The organism is Peribacillus sp. FW305-BF15 (genome assembly GCF_058783805.1).
Map to the genome: position 1 here is coordinate 16,598 of NZ_JBYSYV010000006.1, position 17,554 is coordinate 34,151.

At 40.8% G+C, this 17,554-nt stretch carries 16 protein-coding genes; 8 read left to right on the top strand and 8 right to left on the bottom strand.

Annotation, left to right across the window (positions count from 1 at the left end):
* Positions 1-11 precede the first annotated feature (11 nt).
* The gene (locus tag AC3WLU_RS07615) at positions 12-797 is read left to right on the top strand and encodes a glucose 1-dehydrogenase (protein WP_187050519.1); all 786 of its coding nucleotides are present in this window, start codon (positions 12-14) and stop codon (positions 795-797) included.
* Between the two features lie 77 nt (positions 798-874).
* On the opposite strand, the gene AC3WLU_RS07620 is transcribed toward AC3WLU_RS07615, so the two are convergent.
* Positions 875-1,420, bottom strand: coding sequence for an NADPH-dependent FMN reductase (locus AC3WLU_RS07620; protein WP_057275635.1), 546 nt, complete (start codon positions 1,418-1,420; stop codon positions 875-877).
* A gap of 107 nt (positions 1,421-1,527) precedes the next feature.
* The gene (locus AC3WLU_RS07625; RefSeq protein ID WP_440438715.1) at positions 1,528-2,493 is read right to left on the bottom strand and encodes a bile acid:sodium symporter family protein; all 966 of its coding nucleotides are present in this window, start codon (positions 2,491-2,493) and stop codon (positions 1,528-1,530) included.
* Between the two features lie 322 nt (positions 2,494-2,815).
* On the opposite strand from AC3WLU_RS07625, the gene AC3WLU_RS07630 reads away from it, so the two are divergent.
* The 4 genes from AC3WLU_RS07630 to cobT all read left to right on the top strand — a co-directional run bounded on the left by AC3WLU_RS07630 (position 2,816) and on the right by cobT (position 6,028).
* Complete coding sequence (locus AC3WLU_RS07630) at positions 2,816-3,232, top strand: RrF2 family transcriptional regulator (RefSeq protein WP_057275636.1); 417 nt, start codon at positions 2,816-2,818, stop codon at positions 3,230-3,232.
* 114 nt (positions 3,233-3,346) lie between these two features.
* Entirely contained in the window at positions 3,347-4,054 is a 708-nt protein-coding gene (locus AC3WLU_RS07635) for a nitroreductase family protein (RefSeq protein ID WP_106026743.1), read from the top strand.
* Between the two features lie 261 nt (positions 4,055-4,315).
* A complete protein-coding gene (gene lepB / locus AC3WLU_RS07640) occupies positions 4,316-4,852 on the top strand; it encodes a signal peptidase I (RefSeq protein ID WP_034315582.1) in 537 nt (178 codons plus the stop codon).
* Between the two features lie 129 nt (positions 4,853-4,981).
* Positions 4,982-6,028, top strand: a complete 1,047-nt coding sequence (cobT, locus tag AC3WLU_RS07645; protein WP_098864976.1) for a nicotinate-nucleotide--dimethylbenzimidazole phosphoribosyltransferase — start codon at positions 4,982-4,984, stop codon at positions 6,026-6,028.
* A gap of 86 nt (positions 6,029-6,114) precedes the next feature.
* Here cobT and AC3WLU_RS07650 read toward each other — a convergent pair whose 3' ends face one another.
* Complete coding sequence (locus AC3WLU_RS07650) at positions 6,115-7,518, bottom strand: sigma-54 interaction domain-containing protein (protein ID WP_492597066.1); 1,404 nt, start codon at positions 7,516-7,518, stop codon at positions 6,115-6,117.
* 264 nt (positions 7,519-7,782) lie between these two features.
* On the opposite strand from AC3WLU_RS07650, the gene AC3WLU_RS07655 reads away from it, so the two are divergent.
* Both AC3WLU_RS07655 and AC3WLU_RS07660 read left to right on the top strand, forming a co-directional pair.
* Positions 7,783-9,456 (top strand): alpha-keto acid decarboxylase family protein, encoded by a 1,674-nt coding sequence (locus AC3WLU_RS07655; protein ID WP_492597067.1) that lies wholly within the window; start codon positions 7,783-7,785, stop codon positions 9,454-9,456.
* A 507-nt stretch (positions 9,457-9,963) separates the two neighbouring features.
* Positions 9,964-10,107, top strand: coding sequence for a hypothetical protein (locus AC3WLU_RS07660; RefSeq protein WP_156500379.1), 144 nt, complete (start codon positions 9,964-9,966; stop codon positions 10,105-10,107).
* Positions 10,108-10,578: 471 nt separating this feature from the next.
* On the opposite strand, the gene AC3WLU_RS07665 is transcribed toward AC3WLU_RS07660, so the two are convergent.
* The 5 genes from AC3WLU_RS07665 to AC3WLU_RS07685 form a co-directional block, all read right to left on the bottom strand.
* Positions 10,579-11,751: a C40 family peptidase gene (locus AC3WLU_RS07665; protein WP_492597068.1), complete on the bottom strand. Its 1,173-nt coding sequence runs from the start codon at positions 11,749-11,751 to the stop codon at positions 10,579-10,581.
* A 288-nt stretch (positions 11,752-12,039) separates the two neighbouring features.
* Positions 12,040-12,876, bottom strand: coding sequence for a TIGR03943 family putative permease subunit (locus tag AC3WLU_RS07670; protein ID WP_063577236.1), 837 nt, complete (start codon positions 12,874-12,876; stop codon positions 12,040-12,042).
* A gap of 14 nt (positions 12,877-12,890) precedes the next feature.
* Positions 12,891-13,772, bottom strand: a complete 882-nt coding sequence (locus AC3WLU_RS07675) for a permease (RefSeq protein ID WP_222620109.1) — start codon at positions 13,770-13,772, stop codon at positions 12,891-12,893.
* Between the two features lie 357 nt (positions 13,773-14,129).
* A complete protein-coding gene (locus AC3WLU_RS07680) occupies positions 14,130-14,753 on the bottom strand; it encodes a DNA-3-methyladenine glycosylase (protein ID WP_063577235.1) in 624 nt (207 codons plus the stop codon).
* A gap of 115 nt (positions 14,754-14,868) precedes the next feature.
* Positions 14,869-16,434, bottom strand: a complete 1,566-nt coding sequence (locus tag AC3WLU_RS07685; protein ID WP_413004435.1) for an MDR family MFS transporter — start codon at positions 16,432-16,434, stop codon at positions 14,869-14,871.
* Positions 16,435-16,719: 285 nt separating this feature from the next.
* Between AC3WLU_RS07685 and proC the strand changes: the two genes are divergently transcribed.
* A complete protein-coding gene (gene proC, locus AC3WLU_RS07690; RefSeq protein WP_492597069.1) occupies positions 16,720-17,526 on the top strand; it encodes a pyrroline-5-carboxylate reductase in 807 nt (268 codons plus the stop codon).
* Positions 17,527-17,554: the final 28 nt, after the last annotated feature.

Here is a 17,554-nt window from a genome sequence, read left to right on the forward strand (position 1 = left end):
AGGATGATTACATGTATACAGATTTAGAAGGTAAGGTAGTTGTTATTACCGGATCATCCACTGGTTTAGGAAAAGCGATGGCCATTCGCTTTGCTAAGGAAAAGGCAAAGGTCGTGGTTAATTATCGCACTAAATCAGAGGAAGCGGATAGTGTAATGGAAGAAATCAAAACAAATGGCGGGGAAGCCATTGCCGTAAAAGGCGATGTCACCGTTGAAGAAGATGTTATTAACCTTGTTCAATCAGCGATAAAGAACTTCGGGAAACTCGACATATTCATCAATAATGCAGGGATTGAAAATCCGGTTCCATCTCACGAGATGCCGTTAAGCGACTGGAATAGGGTAATCAATACTAACTTAACCGGAAATTTCCTAGGCTGCCGTGAAGCTATCAAGTATTTTGTCGAGAACGGTATTAAAGGGAATGTTATAAACATGTCCAGTGTACATGAGATGATTCCCTGGCCTTTATTCGTTCACTATGCAGCTAGCAAGGGCGGGGTCAAGCTGCTTACGGAAACCCTGGCTCTTGAATATGCACCAAAAGGGATCCGTGTGAACAGCATTGGTCCTGGAGCCATCGCCACGCCAATAAATGCCGACAAGCTTGAAGATCCCGAAAAGAAAAAAGACCTTGAAAGCATGATTCCGATGGGGTATATCGGAAAGCCTGAAGAAATTGCTGCGGTTGCTGCATGGCTGGCATCTTCAGAATCCAGTTATGTAACGGGCATCACTCTATTCGCTGACGGAGGAATGACAAAATACCCTGCATTCCAAGCGGGAAGAGGATGAAATGAGTTTAATTCCTCTTTTATGATGCAACAAGAATCCCAGCAGGATCATTCCTGCTGGGATTCTTGTGTAAAGCATTAACGAGTATGATGATTATACCAGCTAATGAAATTATCGACGACCGTATCGATAAACTGGACAGTTGACTCATGTGTAAGCCTGCCTTCGTTATCGATTTTGTCATGCACTGCACCAACATATACTTCATTCCCAGGAAGGAGTGGGGAGGAGATGCCTATTGCGAATAAGATTTCACGCAAATGCAATTGAGCTTTTACCGTCCCTAATTGCCCCATTGACGCACCCATGATCCATGATGGTTTGCCGATCAAGACTTTATCGACACGTGATAACCAATCAATTGCATTGCCCAATACACCTGGAATCGTCCCGTTGTATTCAGGTGTTACCCACAAGACTGCATCTGCTTCGGCCACTTTGCTTTTAAATTCTTTTACAACCAATGGAGGATCATTTTCAATATCTTGATCATAAAAAGGTAAATCCCGAATGTTCAAGATTTCGAGATCAAAACGATCTTGATATTTAGTTTGAATATATTTGGCTAGCTTAAGGTTGTATGACTCTTTACGGATACTTCCCACTATGGCAACAACTTTCATCTCCAATACCCCCAATGATTTTATAATGGATAATCATGTAAATATGTTCCACTTCCCTATTATAATTGGAATGTAATTGAAAGGGAAAAAGGATGCTTGGGAAATAATCATTCGGCGGATGGCTCTTCAATCACATCACGATGAAAATGTCTTTCCATGACATACCCAAAAAAGGAGGCAAGCATTTGTTGAAACAGCATGCCAAGTACAACGGGTACCGCAACGGCAGCAGGGAAATAGGTGGTTGCAAGAACGGCTCCAGCACTGATGTTTCGCATACCGCCTGTAAATGTCAAGGTGATGATATCCGCCTTTTCCCATCTTAAACATGCACCGACCATCCAAGAAAGGGCATAACCTGAAGCGGCTATGAACAAAACCAAGAAGGCCATGATCATTATTTTCTTATCGAAATGGGTTAAGAAAGGCGCTATTTTTGAACTGTTCAATATGACTACGATTCCAACGCTTATCTTGGAGAATGGAGCTAATCGGGGAGATAGTGAATATTGTATCTTTCCTTTTGTAGCCTGATTCAAGAACATGGCAAGCATGGAGGGCAGAACGACCATTCCGATTAATCCTTTCACTATCGACCCCAAATCCATTTCGATCGAACCGCCTCCGAAAAAGGAAATGCTGTAAGGGACGATGAATGGCGAGAGTAGGGTGTCGATTAAGATGATGGTTAGGGCAAGTATGGCATTACCCTTATAAATGGATACCCAGATCATACTGGTGACACCGGTTGGAATCACTACTGCGAGGACTAGGCCGGTAATTGTGAAAGCATCACCATGAAACACTAAATGACCGAGGCCAAAAGCCCAAATTGGCATAAGCATATGAAGGATGATCAATACGATGAAAACGGGTAAAGGGTGGGTGACTGCCTGTTGCAGAGATTTAAAGTTAGAGCCTAAACTCCCGGAAAATGTAATGAAGGCAAATATCCATGGAACAAGAAAGGTGTAATCCATTAGATGTTCGGACAATAATACCCCAATAATCACGCTTATCGGCGTGATGAGAGGCATGACTTTATCGAGTTGTTCATTTATTGTTTTCAGCATCATTCATCCACTTCCTCATCCATTCTATTAAGTAAGTTTACCATATTCCAAAACATATAATTTGTAAGACAAGAATTTTGTCAATTTATTTTTGAAGATGGTGAAATGCATTTAATGTAAGACTATATAAAATAGGCCAAGTGGGATGCTAATATATCCATTCTTTTTGTGTTCTCCATTCCTTTCGCTGCTATGAAACAAAAAGGGCTGCAAGCTTTCCCTGATGGATGGTTTTATAAGGAGGTTTTTAGGCAGGATTGTTCGATGTAACGTTGTATATTCAATGAAAAATAGTTTAAAGTAGAGGAGAGAGGTGAAAGAAATGGCAGAAAAGGTTTCCAGTATAATGTGGTTTAGTCTTGCAGTACAAGCCCTGCTTGTTCTTGCTGATCATGATGGATTATGCAATAGTAATAAATTGGCCGTTAAGCTTGATTCGGAGTCAGGTTTTCTTAGAAAAATATTAAGTAATTTAGTGAAGGCAGGGCTGATTCAAGCGAAGGAAGGAAGAGATGGGGGATATTCACTTGCCAAAAATCCCGAACAAATCATTCTTGCAGATATATACTCTGCAATTAAATCCGAACCTTTTTCAAAAGGCTTTCTTGATGTGAATGCTAAAAAATGCTTTCAACCATCTTCCCGCGAAGCTTTATGCGGCTTGAAAAACGAGATGGAGAGCTGGATTATACAAGGCTTGGAACAAAAGACGATTGCTGATTTACTTTCAAAATCCTGATTTGAAAAACGAAACTGCCAGGGTTTCGTTTTTCTTAAACTGTATTTGACAAAAGAACAGTATGCGTTATATACTGTTCCTGTAATAATTACAGTTAAATGGAGGTCATTATCAATGACAAAAAATATAATGAGTAAAGAAGAGTACCTGAATAAAGCTAAAGAATTGAATGTACCGCTTGAAAAGCCGAAAGTCCTTAATGATACGGATTTCATTACGGTAGCAAAAGAACGGAGATCTGTTCGCCAGTACGATGCTGAATACGTGATGACTGAAGAGGAAATTCGTGAAATCTTGGAGATTGCGATTCAAGCGCCGTCTTCTTCCAACTTACAGCCATGGAGATTCCTTGTGATTCAAGATAAGCAAACCCAACAAGAATTGCTACCCATCGCAAATAACCAACAACAAATCGTCGATGCATCTGCTGTCATTGCCGTTTTAGCTGATATAGAAGGTTACAAAAATGCAGAACGGATTTATGGTGAATTAGTCAATAAAGGGATCATGAAGAATGAAATCAAAGAGCCATATGTAGCCTCTATTCTGCATAATTACGGAAACTTTTCCGCTGAGAAGGCTTTAAGCGTAGCCATGATTGACGGTGGCTTGGTTTCCATGCAGATCATGTTGGCTGCAAAAGCAAAAGGATACGATACAGTCCCAATGGGAGGGTTCGATGAAGCCAAATTTGTGGATGCGTTCAATGTACCGGAAAACTTCAAACCTGTCATGTTGATTTCCCTTGGAAAAGGAACTAAAGCAGGCTTTGAAAAAGTCCGTTTGCCACTCGATGATATATTGACTTGGAATAAATTCTGAGGAACAACTAAGAAAAAGGATAGCTAAAATCGCTATCCTTTTTCTCATGGTTTGATTTTGACTCTGAAAAATCATTTATTCTCGCGAGCAATAAATGAATGTGTTACAATTTTTCCAGATATTTCTTTGGAATGTTTCCTCTAAAAATCACCGACCGGCAAATTAAGCTAATGAATTCTTTTTGGCGCTGCTAGCCAAAATACAGCAATTATCGTGGGTTTAGCCGTTGACAATGGATGGGAGGGAGTCCGTGTGAAGAATATGAAAAGTGAAGTGTTTTCGTGGTTGAAAGCTATCTTATTCGCTTTAATGATCGTGTTCATTTGCCAACAGTTTTTATTTACGCCAGTCACGGTAAAAGGTGAATCAATGGAGCCGACTTATGAAAATGATGACCGGATCGTGGTAGCTAAAATCGGAAAGCCGGAGCGTTTCGATATGGTCGTATTTTATGCTCCGGACGCGGAAGAGAATTATATAAAAAGGGTGATCGGTTTACCAGGGGACAGCGTCGAAATGAAAGATGATGTCTTATATATCAATGGGAAAAAGTATACAGAACCATATTTGAATACAAAAAAAGGAGAAATTCCACCTGAAGAGAATCTGACGGAGAATTTCACCCTAAGTGATTTACTCGGGAAATCCAAGGTACCTGTCGGTCATTTGTTTGTCATGGGGGATAATCGAAGGAATAGTTGGGATGGAAGAAGATTTGGTTTTATTTCTGAAAAATCACTTGTGGGCAAGGTGAAATTTCGCATCTACCCTTTAAATGAAATGGGAGTGCCGAAGTGAAACGACCACAGTGAATATAAGTGAAAGCTTGGATGATAATGATATGGACTAAGTTGTATTTATAGCAGATGATGGATAAGAACCTTTTCCTATGGTTAAGGTTTTTATTTTGGATTGTGGGGGATTAATATGAAGAATGGTTTATCTGCCATTTCCATCCCGATGCTGGATGAAGAAATGGGACGTCAGGTTAAAGGACATGTCGATTCGCTGACGGTTCCTCAGGGAAGCTTAGGACGGCTGGAAGAATGGATAATTGAACTGGCCAAGATGACAGGGGAGGCATTTCCGGACATTTCGAAACCGGGGGTGATCGTGTTTGCAGCCGACCATGGAATTACGGAAGAAGGCATTTCCGCGTATCCAAAAGAAGTGACGGAACAAATGGCACTTAATTTCCTGAATGACGGTGCTGCTATCAATGTATTAAGCCGTGCGATAGATGCTTACTTGGACATTGTCGATATAGGGATCGATGCAGATATCGAAGCACCGGGGTTAACTTCCAGAAAAGTCCGTAATGGAACTAGAAACTTTTATAAGGAAGAGGCTATGACAAAGGAAGAAGTAAATCAAGCGCTTGACATTGGGTATGACCGTGCAGAGAAAATGATTGCCCGTGGGGTGAACTGCCTGATTCTTGGTGAAATGGGAATCGGAAATACGACATCCAGTACCGCCATCATCTCCATCATAAGCGGGAAAAGCGTCGAATCACTAGTGGGGCAGGGAACAGGATTGAAGTCAGAAGGCATTTTACATAAGCGAAGAATAATTGAAGAAGCGATTTCATTAAGAAATCCTAATCCTGATGATCCAATCAACATTTTGATGAATATCGGTGGATTCGAAATTGCAGGTATGGCAGGGGCCATGCTTGCTGCAGCGAATAACCGTATACCCATTCTTGTTGATGGTTTCATTACAACAACGGCTGCTGTTTTGGCAAACCTGATTTCCGGACGTGCAGCCGATTATATGTTTGTTGGACATCGATCTGCAGAACCTGGTCATAGAGCGGCCATAGAACTGCTTGGCAAGGAACCGATCCTCGACCTGGGAATGAGAATCGGGGAAGGAACAGGGGCTGCCCTATCATACCCCATTCTCAAGGCGGCGACATTGGTCATTAAAGAAATGGCAACATTTGAATCTGCGGGCGTGTCAAATAAGTAAGAAAAAGGAGACCTCGATAACGCTGGTCTCCTTTTTATACAGGTGAAAAATTGGATACTGCATTGAAACATTCTTCTATTCCGCTGTTATTTAATAGGCAGATGATCTTTATATTTCTTCATTTTCCTGACGACGGAAGGCTGGCTGATACCTAAGAATTTAGCCATTTCATATGTGGACTTGCATTGTTTACTCGCTTTCATCAACATCCATTTTTCGACTTGTTCGAGAGCAGTATTGAGATCACTATCATCAACCATCATATTGTCGATCATTAGGGTATCATCTATTTTCTCCAAAGATTCTTGTCTATGGAAATGGGAGGGGAGAAAGCCTGGGAAAATGATGGAGTCTTCCGAGGTCAAAATGAGCCGTTCAATCAGGTTTTCCAATTCACGCACGTTTCCTGACCATTTATGCTGAATCAGTATTTCGTAAGTGGAAGGGTGCAATTTCTTATCCGACTTGTATTTCTTATTGATGATTTCGAGATTATGATTGATTAAGATGGCAATGTCTTCTTTTCTTTCTCGTAACGGCGGTATTTGGATGGGAATCACATTTAAGCGATAATACAAATCGAGCCTGAATGTTCCCTTCTCCACCATTTCCTCAAGGTTTTGATTGGTTGCCGTCACAAGCCGGAAATCAATTTTATGCTCTTTTTTTCCTCCCACTCTTTTAAAGGTCTTCTCTTGCAGGACATTTAATAACTTCACTTGCATATCGAGGGGAAGCTCCCCGATTTCATCCAGAAATAAGGTTCCGTTATCTGCTTGTTCGATCAGCCCTTGCTTCCCCTGCTTCTGCGCTCCGGTGAAGGATCCCGCTTCATATCCAAAAATTTCGGATTCAAAGAGACTTTCTGGGATGGTACTGCAGTTGACTTCGATGAATGGCTCTTTGCTGCGGTAACTCTGATTGTGCAGCCGGCGGGCGAATACGCTCTTTCCCACACCGGATTCCCCAAGTAGCATGACTGTCGCATCCGTTTTGGAAACACGGTGTATCGTTTTGGCGATTTGCCGCATTTCCTTGCTGCGATAGATCAACTCCTCCTGTTCCCTTAGTTCCTCGACCTCCGATTGGTATTCTTGAATCTTTTTCTCCAATTGACCGTACTGATCCTGGAGGTTCCTGATTTCAGTTTGATCTTGGGCATAGCTGACGACACGAATCAATTCACCATCATCATCAAAGATGGGATAGGCAGTCGACATGACGATTTTTCCCGTCTTCGTTTGCTGCATGATCTGGATAGGCGTTTTCTCTTTCAATACCATGGCGGAAATCGAAGGTGAAAGGATTCCTTCCGTTTCGAGCTGGTAAACGGATTTTCCAAGGTAATGTTCTGGTTCGATTCCATATATCCACCAATGGTTAGGATTCGTGAATAAAATGAATCCTTTTTCATCGGTCACGGTAATATTATTATTGGATGTGTTGATAATGCATTCCAAAACTCTTTTGACGTTGTTATCACTCATCATTTTCCCCCTTATCACTGTGCCGGTGATTCAAATATAAATCAAAAACAGAAACGAAATCAAGAATTTTCAGATATTTCGATTTGGAATTGAATCATTTTTTATAAGAATCATGCCTGAGATAGTCTCACTCACTTCATTCATCAAGCTAAAACTAGAGTAATAGAGACGCCACCCACATTAAAGCAAATGGATACTTATACGGTTAACCTACTTATGTTTGGGTATAAATAAAGTAGAGAGTAATCGATTGAAGGAGTGATTGACTTGGCTGAAAATACAACCTTGGGACAATATTTATACGACTGCTTAAAAGCAGAAGGCATTACAGAGATTTTTGGTGTGCCTGGAGACTATAATTTCTCATTGCTAGATACTTTGGAAGATTACGATGGGATTGAGTTTATTAATGGACGAAATGAACTCAATGCTGGTTACGCAGCGGACGCATATGCCCGGGTGAAGGGCATGTCGGCACTGATAACCACCTTTGGTGTCGGTGAAATGAGCGCATGTAATGCAATCGCTGGAGCGTACAGTGAAAATGTGCCGCTCATCCATATTGTCGGCTCGCCAAAGACCATGATGCAGCAGGAAAAGGAGCTTGCCCACCATACGTTAATGGATGGAGATTTTGATGTTTTCCGTAAGGTTTATGAGCATATTACCGGTTATACAGCAATACTTACACCAGAAAACGCGGCTAGGGAGATACCGGCTGCAATCAAAATCGCGAAAGAAAAGAAAAAGCCCGTTTATTTGGTAGTGGCTATCGATCTCGTTGAAAAACCATTGCTTTCTCTCGGTAAGACATCAGAAAACATGACAAAAACGAATGTCGATGCTTTGCAGTCAGCAGTGAAGCATATAAAAGGCATGTTAGAACATGTAAATAAAGCCGTTCTGCTTGTCGACGTGAAAACACTTCGTTATAACTTGCAGAAACCCGTACTGCAGCTCGCTGAGAGGTTAAATGTTCCAGTTGCTTCATTGATGCAGGGGAAAAGCGGGTTTGATGAGAGTCATCCCCAGTATATTGGTGTATACGGCGGAGCTTTCGGAAGTAAGGATGTAACTGAGACTGTTGAAGAAGCGGATTTGATCATAGCCGTTGGTACTGTTTGGTCAGACGTCAATACTTCCAAAGGTACAGCAAAGCTTAACCCGTTGAAAATGGTGGAAATTCAACCTGACACATTAAAAGTGGGGGAAGCCAGCTATATGAATGTCAAGGCGGAGGAAATACTAAATGCGCTCCAGGACATTGGCTACCGTCAGAACGAATCTGTCGGAAACATCTCGTTTCCGTTTGACACAATGGTGGAAGACCCATCTGCACCACTGAAAGCGACTTCCTATTATCCTCGAATTCAGCAAATGTTGAAGGAAAATGACATTGTGGTCACGGAAACAGGAACATTCTCTTATGGCATGTCACAGGTCAGATTGCCGAAAGGGGCGACCTACATAGCCCAGGGAGGCTGGCAAAGCATTGGTTATGCGACGCCTGCAGCTTTCGGTGCTTGTATAGCGGATAGAAACCGGCGTGTCCTTTTGTTTACCGGGGACGGATCGATACAGCTGACAGCACAGGAAATAAGCTCGATGCTGGAGAACGGCTGTAAGCCCATCGTGTTTATCCTCAACAATAACGGCTATACGATAGAAAAATTCTTAAACGTAAAAGTCGATATAGAAAAACAGAAATACAACGAGATACCAGAGTGGAATTATACAAAACTGGCTGAAGCATTTGGTCAAGAGGAATTCACAGCAAGAGTCGAAACGAATGGTGAACTGGATGAAGCCATTACAAATGCCCAAGATATGAACGCCGATAAACTTTGCCTTATAGAACTGGTCGTGAAAGATCAGATGGATGCACCGGATTATTTGAAAAAAATAAGGCAGTACCTTGAAGAGCAAGAGAAACTAAAGTAATTAATCCTTGAGTTTTTTTTACATTAATCCTTAAAGGATGGAAGAAATTTGCGACACTCCTGCCGAATAACTGGCTAGCCGAGACCCCGGAGACGTTTACGTCGAGGAGGCTTGGCAGACAGTCGGCGGAAAGGGAGCGGATTTCTGGAATCGACTGGAACTTTTTTGAAATAAAAAAGCTCAGGCAAACTTACTCTTCTTATTAGTATACTTTCAGAAAAGGTCTTCTGTGATGAAGGCCTTTTTTTGTTGGAAATGTAGATAATGTACTTACTTATATCTGCACGGCCCGATCAAGGACAAGAATGCTAGTTGAAAAAGTGAACAGGATATACCCAGAATGACAATACCAATATTGGTAACGGTCATTTCAAAATTGAAACCAAGAATTTTTAAACTAAGAGTATTATGAAAATATCATGAAGTAATAGGAAAAATATTCTTCCTTAGCAGAGAAAACCATTCTTTTTCCTGCTAGCAATTTCTGTAGAGAAGGAGGTCCAAAAAATGCGTAAAAATGTATCATTAGCACGGTTAATAGAGTCTAATAAAGAAAATCTCAACAATAATCAGATGTTCATAGAGCTTATAGAAGAAAAAGTCCATAGAAAGCAGGTTGAAATGCAGGAAAGACAAGGAAGGATGAAATAGGCCAACGAAAGGAATAATCAAGCTTTGAAGGAGTCCGTATCAGTAATCAACTGAATTATGCGATTGTGGAAATGCAAGGTTAATGCGCCAGGTATGAGGAAAGAGAGGATAAAAAAGGTTAGCTTAACTTTATATTTTATTCTACCTATTGATAAAGAGTAATTATTGGTATTATAAAATATTTTTAACGGGTGTGTTTATCATTGCTGCGAGTATCTATTATACATTTGGGTTTACTAGTGAAGGTTTAGTTTATTTTGTATATTTTAATGTGTTTTGAGTATTTTTAATCGTAAAATCAATTATAAAAAAAGACTTAATACTTTAACGAATTATAAGCATATTTTAATGCGAGGTATAAGCCATAACACCAGTTGGCGGCTAGTTAACATTATCATAAGCAAAAAAGCGTGTATGATCATTTTATCGAAACACGCTTTTTTGCTTTTTATCGTTTACTGCCACGATCATTTAGTTTAGGACTCGGACTGCCTTCACAAAGCTTGGTCCCCAGTAGGAATTGTTAATATTAGCGTAGGATACACCTTTAGATGTCGAAGCATTCAGCATTTGACCGTTACCGGCATAAATTCCTACATGATTGATTACTCCATCATTATTGGTATCGAAAAATACTAAATCCCCTTTTTGCAGGGCCTTTGAGGATACAGCTTTACCAACGTGTGATTGGGCCACTGAATTTCGAGGCAAGGAAATACCTGCACTTTGGAATGCTCTTAATGTGAATGAAGAGCAATCAAATACATCAGTGCGTGAAGTGCTCGCACCGTATACATACTTGGCTCCCAAGTATTTAGCGCCAGCTGCCAAAACTTGATCTGCCTTGTTGGATTTGGACGGTTTATTAATTGCAGATACCGAGGCCTTCCCTGAAACCCGGATGGTTTGGCCGATACGAATACGATCTGAATTGGAAATGTTAGGGTTTATTTTAAGTAAGGCACTAAGGGAAAGGTTATATCTTTTAGCGATTGTTGATAAGGAATCCCCTAATTTAACGATATAAACGCCTGTTGTATTTTTACCTTTATCCGGATTGCTGGTAATGGCATTAACCTTCAAGACCTGACCTGGAAAAATGAGAGTGCTAGTCAAATGATTCATAGACTTTAATTGTTGGACAGTCATATTATTGACTCTGGAAATTTTGCCCAGGGTATCCCCGGATTTGACTTTATATGTAGCATTTGAACTATTTTTAGCCGTAGAGCTGGATCCGGACGTTTGTCCGGAAACCCGGATGGTTTGGCCAATATATATCCGGTCCGAACTAGAAATATTAGGGTTTAATTTAAGCAGGGCACTAACGGATACATTATATTTATTGGCAATTTTAGATAAAGAATCCCCAAGTTTAACCACATATTTTTCGGTTTTATCTTTACTTTTATCTGTATGGTTGTTAAGGGTATTAAATTTCAAGACTTGGCCGGGAAAAATAAGGTTACTAGTCAAATGGTTTTGAGATTTTAAGTGCTGGACAGTTGTATTATTGGCTTTAGAGATTTTATCCAGGGTGTCCCCTGATTTAACTTGATAAGAACCAGCATAAGCAGAAGTGCCGGCGATTAGGGTACCTATAATGGTCCCCGCAAGAATGAAAGAGTTTTTAGAATTGTTCATTTAGGAAAGTTCCTCCTGATGTGGTAAAAAAATATCTAGCATTTATATTATAAAGGTAAGGAATATAAAAAACATGACCCATATAAATAAAATTCAACTTTTTCGTCATTTTTCGGGTAATCTTGCTACAGGGAAATGGGCATTTATGGGATTTAGGTGGAGTGTAAGAGGGCCATACTGTAATTTCACATAAATGGATAAAAAGGGCATTTCATAAAAATGGAGGTTTTAGGTGATTAAAAAGAAAGGTAAGGATGGCATATCCTTACCTTTCCATGATTCATTTTTTTAATATTGTCTATAAACGTAGGGATCATCCGGTTCAGCGATTTTACTATGTGATGATACTTTGAGCAGGGGAATGGTTTTCTTGAATGGCTGATAATAAATGGATTCCAATTCACCTGTCACGGAATACCACTCATCATTTTTAGGATGCATTCCTTCAGGAAATTCGATTAACATACCGAATACCCCAGAGTCAGCGACACAGTGAATGACCCCAAAACGAAACAGGAATACCTGGTTTTTGGCTAGCTCATCTGAATTGTACGAAAATCCGGTTAACGTTATTTGTTTGCCAGTGAACTTTCCAGGAGAGTAATAGATGGCTTCTAAATCGTTTAGATAGTTTTCATCTGTTAATTGGAGACTATCACGATCGACCAGGCCTTTGAGAGAGTTATCCATTAAAGTTAAATAGTCATCCTTGCCATAATAAAGACTCGTATCCGGCTGCAGGAATTGATGCTGGCTATATTCATCCGAGTCTTCATATACAGGGAAATGAAAACCTTTTTTTTCTACAATATTGGAGTCCATAGTGGCAACAGGCAAAAAGAGACCGGTTAAAATGGGAATGAAGTATAGGAAGTAAGTAAGGTTCCTTTTCCATTTCTTATTTTCCCGGGAGTGATCATGTCCGCACTGACAATCAACACCTTCTTCTTGATTACCTTCCTTAAAATATAAGTAAGATCCCATTAAAGTGAATATTGCCAGTATATAGATAGCAATCTGTGAAACATATGAATATTCCATATTAATGTATTTCGATATATTCCCTGAGGCGTGTAAATGCATGAATAAAAAAGTAAGTCCAAGTAATATGAATAATCTTCCCATATAAAACACCCTCTTTAAGAAATAAACAATAAAGTTAGGCCTAAGACGGAAATAAATATATAGGCCATCAAACATAAAACGAATTTTGTTTTGAAGGTACCTAAAAGCATGATCGTATTTTTAATATCAAACATGGCCCCAAATACAAGAAAAGCAACTAGTGAAGAGGGAGAGAAGGTACTTCTAAAAGAACTTGCAACAAAGGCGTCCGCTTGGGAACACAAGGACATGACATAGGATAAAGCCATCATGACTGCATTCCCTGATAGTTTTCCTTGACCGATTTCAAGCAATAGGGATGTTTTCAAAAAGGTTTGAATGGCAGCCGCCAGCAATGCACCAATGATTAAGTATTTTCCAACAGAAAAGAACTCTTCAATCGAATGTTTGAACATCCCCGTTATTTTGTCATTAAATGTAAGTTTATGGTGATGTATATGTTCGATATGTTCCTGTTTAAGCTGATTTGTCTTAAATTGAAAAGACAGGATGAATGCAATGATCAGGACGACCGCGAATGCAATTCCGCCACGATAGAAAACCATGCTCCAGCTATTGCCAAACGCTATATAGGTGGAAAACAGGACGATCGGATTGAGAATGGGTGCAGAAAGCATAAAGGCAATGGCCGCTGAAAGAGGAACCCCTTTAGCGATCAAACGGCGGGTGATCGGGACGATTCCGCACTCGCAGGCAAGAAAAAAGACTCCTGCACCTATTGCGGATAGAACAGATAAGATCGGATTTTTCGGAATGATTTTTGCAATCATCTCTTCCGACACAAAAATTTGGATGATTCCAGATATAAGGACTCCCAGTAAAATGAAGGGAAGGGATTCAATTAGGATACTAATAAAAATTGTATTCATTTGCAAAAGGGCCTGAACGTTCATCATAAACCACCTTCCATATTGCTGACTTAACTATATTAGATTCGTAATAGAAGGAAGTCAATTTATTATTACTGGGGAAATAGGCTGGAAGATGAATGGGTAAGGAAATTTTGGAAATTGAATTATGGGATATTGAGGGGACTTGAATAATCTAATGTATAAGTTTGGCAGAAATTAAACTTCAATTAAAGTCTTGTTCCTTTTGAGGCTAGGGCTGTCATTAGCTTTATTCATAATACTTTCATATACGATACTTGATATGGATTTCGGGATGCTTACCGACAAAGCAAAATCCCCTCTAAGTTGTGTAACATACACAGAATTACAATGTTCGCTTAGAGGGGAATAACATCATGGAGACTATTTTGGTCCCCTTTTATTAATTAAGTTCTTACGGGATATAAATGGATTGTCGGTAACCCAGAAACGCCAAGGGTAATCCTTTGCTTCCCCGGAGTTGTCGATTCCGACGCGGGGACCGCTGGATATGTGGCCAGGCTTTTTTCCGGCAGCCAGATATAGCGGGGGATCGGTAAAGGATCGGCCATAATCATCCATGGTGATGCCTAGTGCCTTTGTTAGCTTCCCTGGTCCATCGGTCCATTTACGAATATCGGCAATTCCGCGTCTTTCATGCATTAACTCGAGCCCTGAATACGGTTCAATCGCACGAATTAAAATGGCTTCCGGATTTTCAGGTCCGCCGCTTACGACATTGACCAGTGTATGTGTGTGCATGACGTATGTATAGATCAAACCGGAATTTCCGAACATCACTTCCGTCCGTTTTGTCCGTCTATTTCCAAAACTATGTGCGGCCCTGTCCCCAGGTCCCATGTAGGCTTCTGTTTCAACAATGAATCCAGAAGCGGTTCCTTCCGCTGTTTCTTTTACGATCAGGCAGCCAAGAAGCGATTTCGCCAGTTCAAGTGTGGGCTGCTGATAAAAATCAGCAGGCAAAATTGAATCGTTTATCTTGTCCATAGTATCACCCCATTTAGTCTCATACAGGTAAAATGCCCTTATCAAATGAAAAAGAAACATAGGATTGAAGGGATGAAAAAGGCCGGCTGATATATCAGCCGGTCCCGAGCCTGTTTTAGCTTAATTCTTTTTCCGTTTCTTGATCTCTTTTGATTCGGCCCGAACCCACGGAAAGTGCCACTAATATCCCTGCGGAAACGAAAAAGATACCGGTGATGAAAACACTGGAGAATGCATCGATCCAAGCATTTTCTATCGTTTTAACAAGGACATTGCTGACTTCTGCGGGCATTTTTAGGTTTTCGGGATAAAGCATGATGTTGAATAACGTATCCGTTTTATCGGCTAATGCTTTCAGTGCCTCATGCAATATAGGGTCTTTTTGACTTACGACCGCATCATCCATATTTTGCTGGAGATTGTGATTCATGACAGCATTCAAAATCGTGATGCCCATCGTTCCACCTATTGAGCGGAAGAAGGTTGAAGCCGCTGTAACCGACCCTAGCTGCGATTTTGGAAATTCGTTTTGAACGGCAATCATCAGTGTCGGCATGACAAGCCCCATACCTATCCCAAGGATGGCCATGAATGAGTACGCAGTGAATATAGTCGTACTGCCGTCCATCATACTCATTAGGAAAAAGCCAAGCGTCGCAAAGGCCATTCCAAAGGTAAGCACGGTACGAAAACGGAATTTCAAAAGTAACCGCCCGCCAATGATGCTGGAAAGAATCATACCAATCATCATCGGAGTCATGGTCGATCCCGCTTTTGTTGGTGAAACTCCCAAAACGCCTTGCATGAACAGCGGGACGAACATGATTGCCCCAAACATGCCAAGGCCAAGCAGGAATCCTAAAATATTCGTGGTGGAAAAAACTCTATTTTTAAAAAGGGATAAATCAAGGATCGGTTCGACCGCTCTTCTTTCAAAAATGATGAATAGGACAATGAAGACAATGGTGCTGCCGAAAATCAAGATAGATTCCAGTGATAACCATTCGAATTTATCCCCACCGAAGGTCAAGCCAAGCAATAACAGGACAATACCAGGAATCAAAGTGAAGATTCCTAGATAATCGATATTCACTTTCTCAGTTTTCCTTATCGCTTCATGTTTCAATCCTACATAAATCAAAATGGCCGATAGCAAGCCTGTCGGTACATTGATCAAAAAGATCCAATGCCAGCTGATATGGTCAACGATCAGGCCGCCCAGAAAAGGGCCGATGACAGAACTTAATCCAAAAAGGGCTCCGAATACACCCTGCCATTTGGCTCTTTGTTCCGCAGAGAATATATCGCCGATGATTGTTTGGGACAAAGGCATGATCATTCCGCCGCCGATTCCCTGCAGACCTCTGTAGATGATCAATTGCTCCATCGAAGTGGCTGTGGCACATAAAAACGAACCGATCGTAAATATGATTGTGCCAAGCAGATAAAGGGAACGCCTGCCATATAAATCAGATAGCTTTCCAACAATGGGTACAACAGTCGTTGAGGCTATTAAATAGGCAGTCGTTACCCATGCAAAGATGGTGAATCCATTCAATTCCCCGATAATTGTCGGCATGGCCGTACCGACGATCGTCTGTTCCAATGAACTGAAAAACATTCCTATGATCAATCCTGTTAAGACAAGCTTGGTATTGACCGCTTTTTTTTCCATTTGCATAGCATTTCTCCATTTCTATAACTGTATTTCTTATTCGTTTGTGACTAATAGGTCAAAATTATAAATCTCTAATGACCAATTAGTCAACATTTTTTTTTGCAAAAGAATTCAATTACTTGACTATAGTGGTAAAGGTGAATATACAAATTCATCCATATCACTTTAAGTAATTCGACCAGAAACCACCAAATCCTTCCTGTTTAATATCTCCAACGTGTTTCCATTTATCATATCCGATATAATAAAGTGGGAACATAGATGAACTTATGATTGGAAGTGTAAGATATGAATAAAAAAATCGGTTTTATTGGATGCGGCAAAATGGGTGAGGCAATGCTTGAGGGCATGCTGCATGCAGAGGTCATTTCACCTGAAGGAATCATGGTCAGTACTTCGAGTGCGGAGACCAAAACTAAAGTCACCACGAAATATAACGTTAGAGGTACTTTGGATAATAAAGAGGTTGCCGGTTTTGCCGATTTTCTCTTTCTGGGGATCCAACCTGCCATGCATAAGCAAGTACTTGAAGAAGTGAAGAATCATGTTAAAGAAGACACCGTTATCATCACTATGGCAGCAGGGATCACTGTATCTCTAGTTGAGAACAGCTTCGAAAAAAGAGTGAAGGTAGTCCGGACGATGCCAAACACTCCTTCGCTTGTCGGTGAAGGCATGACTGCCATGTGCATCAATGATGAAATTACCGATGCTGATATAGAGGATGTGACTGCACTGCTGAATAGTTTCGGTAAAACGGAAATCCTGCATGAAGATTTGATGGACGCAGTTCCGGCCATCAGCGGTTCGTCGCCTGCTTATGTTTATATGTTCATCGAGGCGCTGGCTGATGGAGGGGTCCGTGATGGCATTCCACGAAAACAAGCATACCGAATGGCAGCACAAGCTGTAATGGGAGCTGCTAAAATGGTACTGGAAACGGAAAGACATCCTGCTGCTTTAAAGGATGATGTCTGCACGCCGGGCGGATCAACGATTTCTGCGGTAGCGGCTTTAGAAGAGAATCAGCTAAGATCCAGCATTCTGCAAGCAATGAAGGCCTGCACGGATAAAACGAAAGGTTTCAGTAAATGAAGAAAGATGGATTGCCTATTAGCGGGCA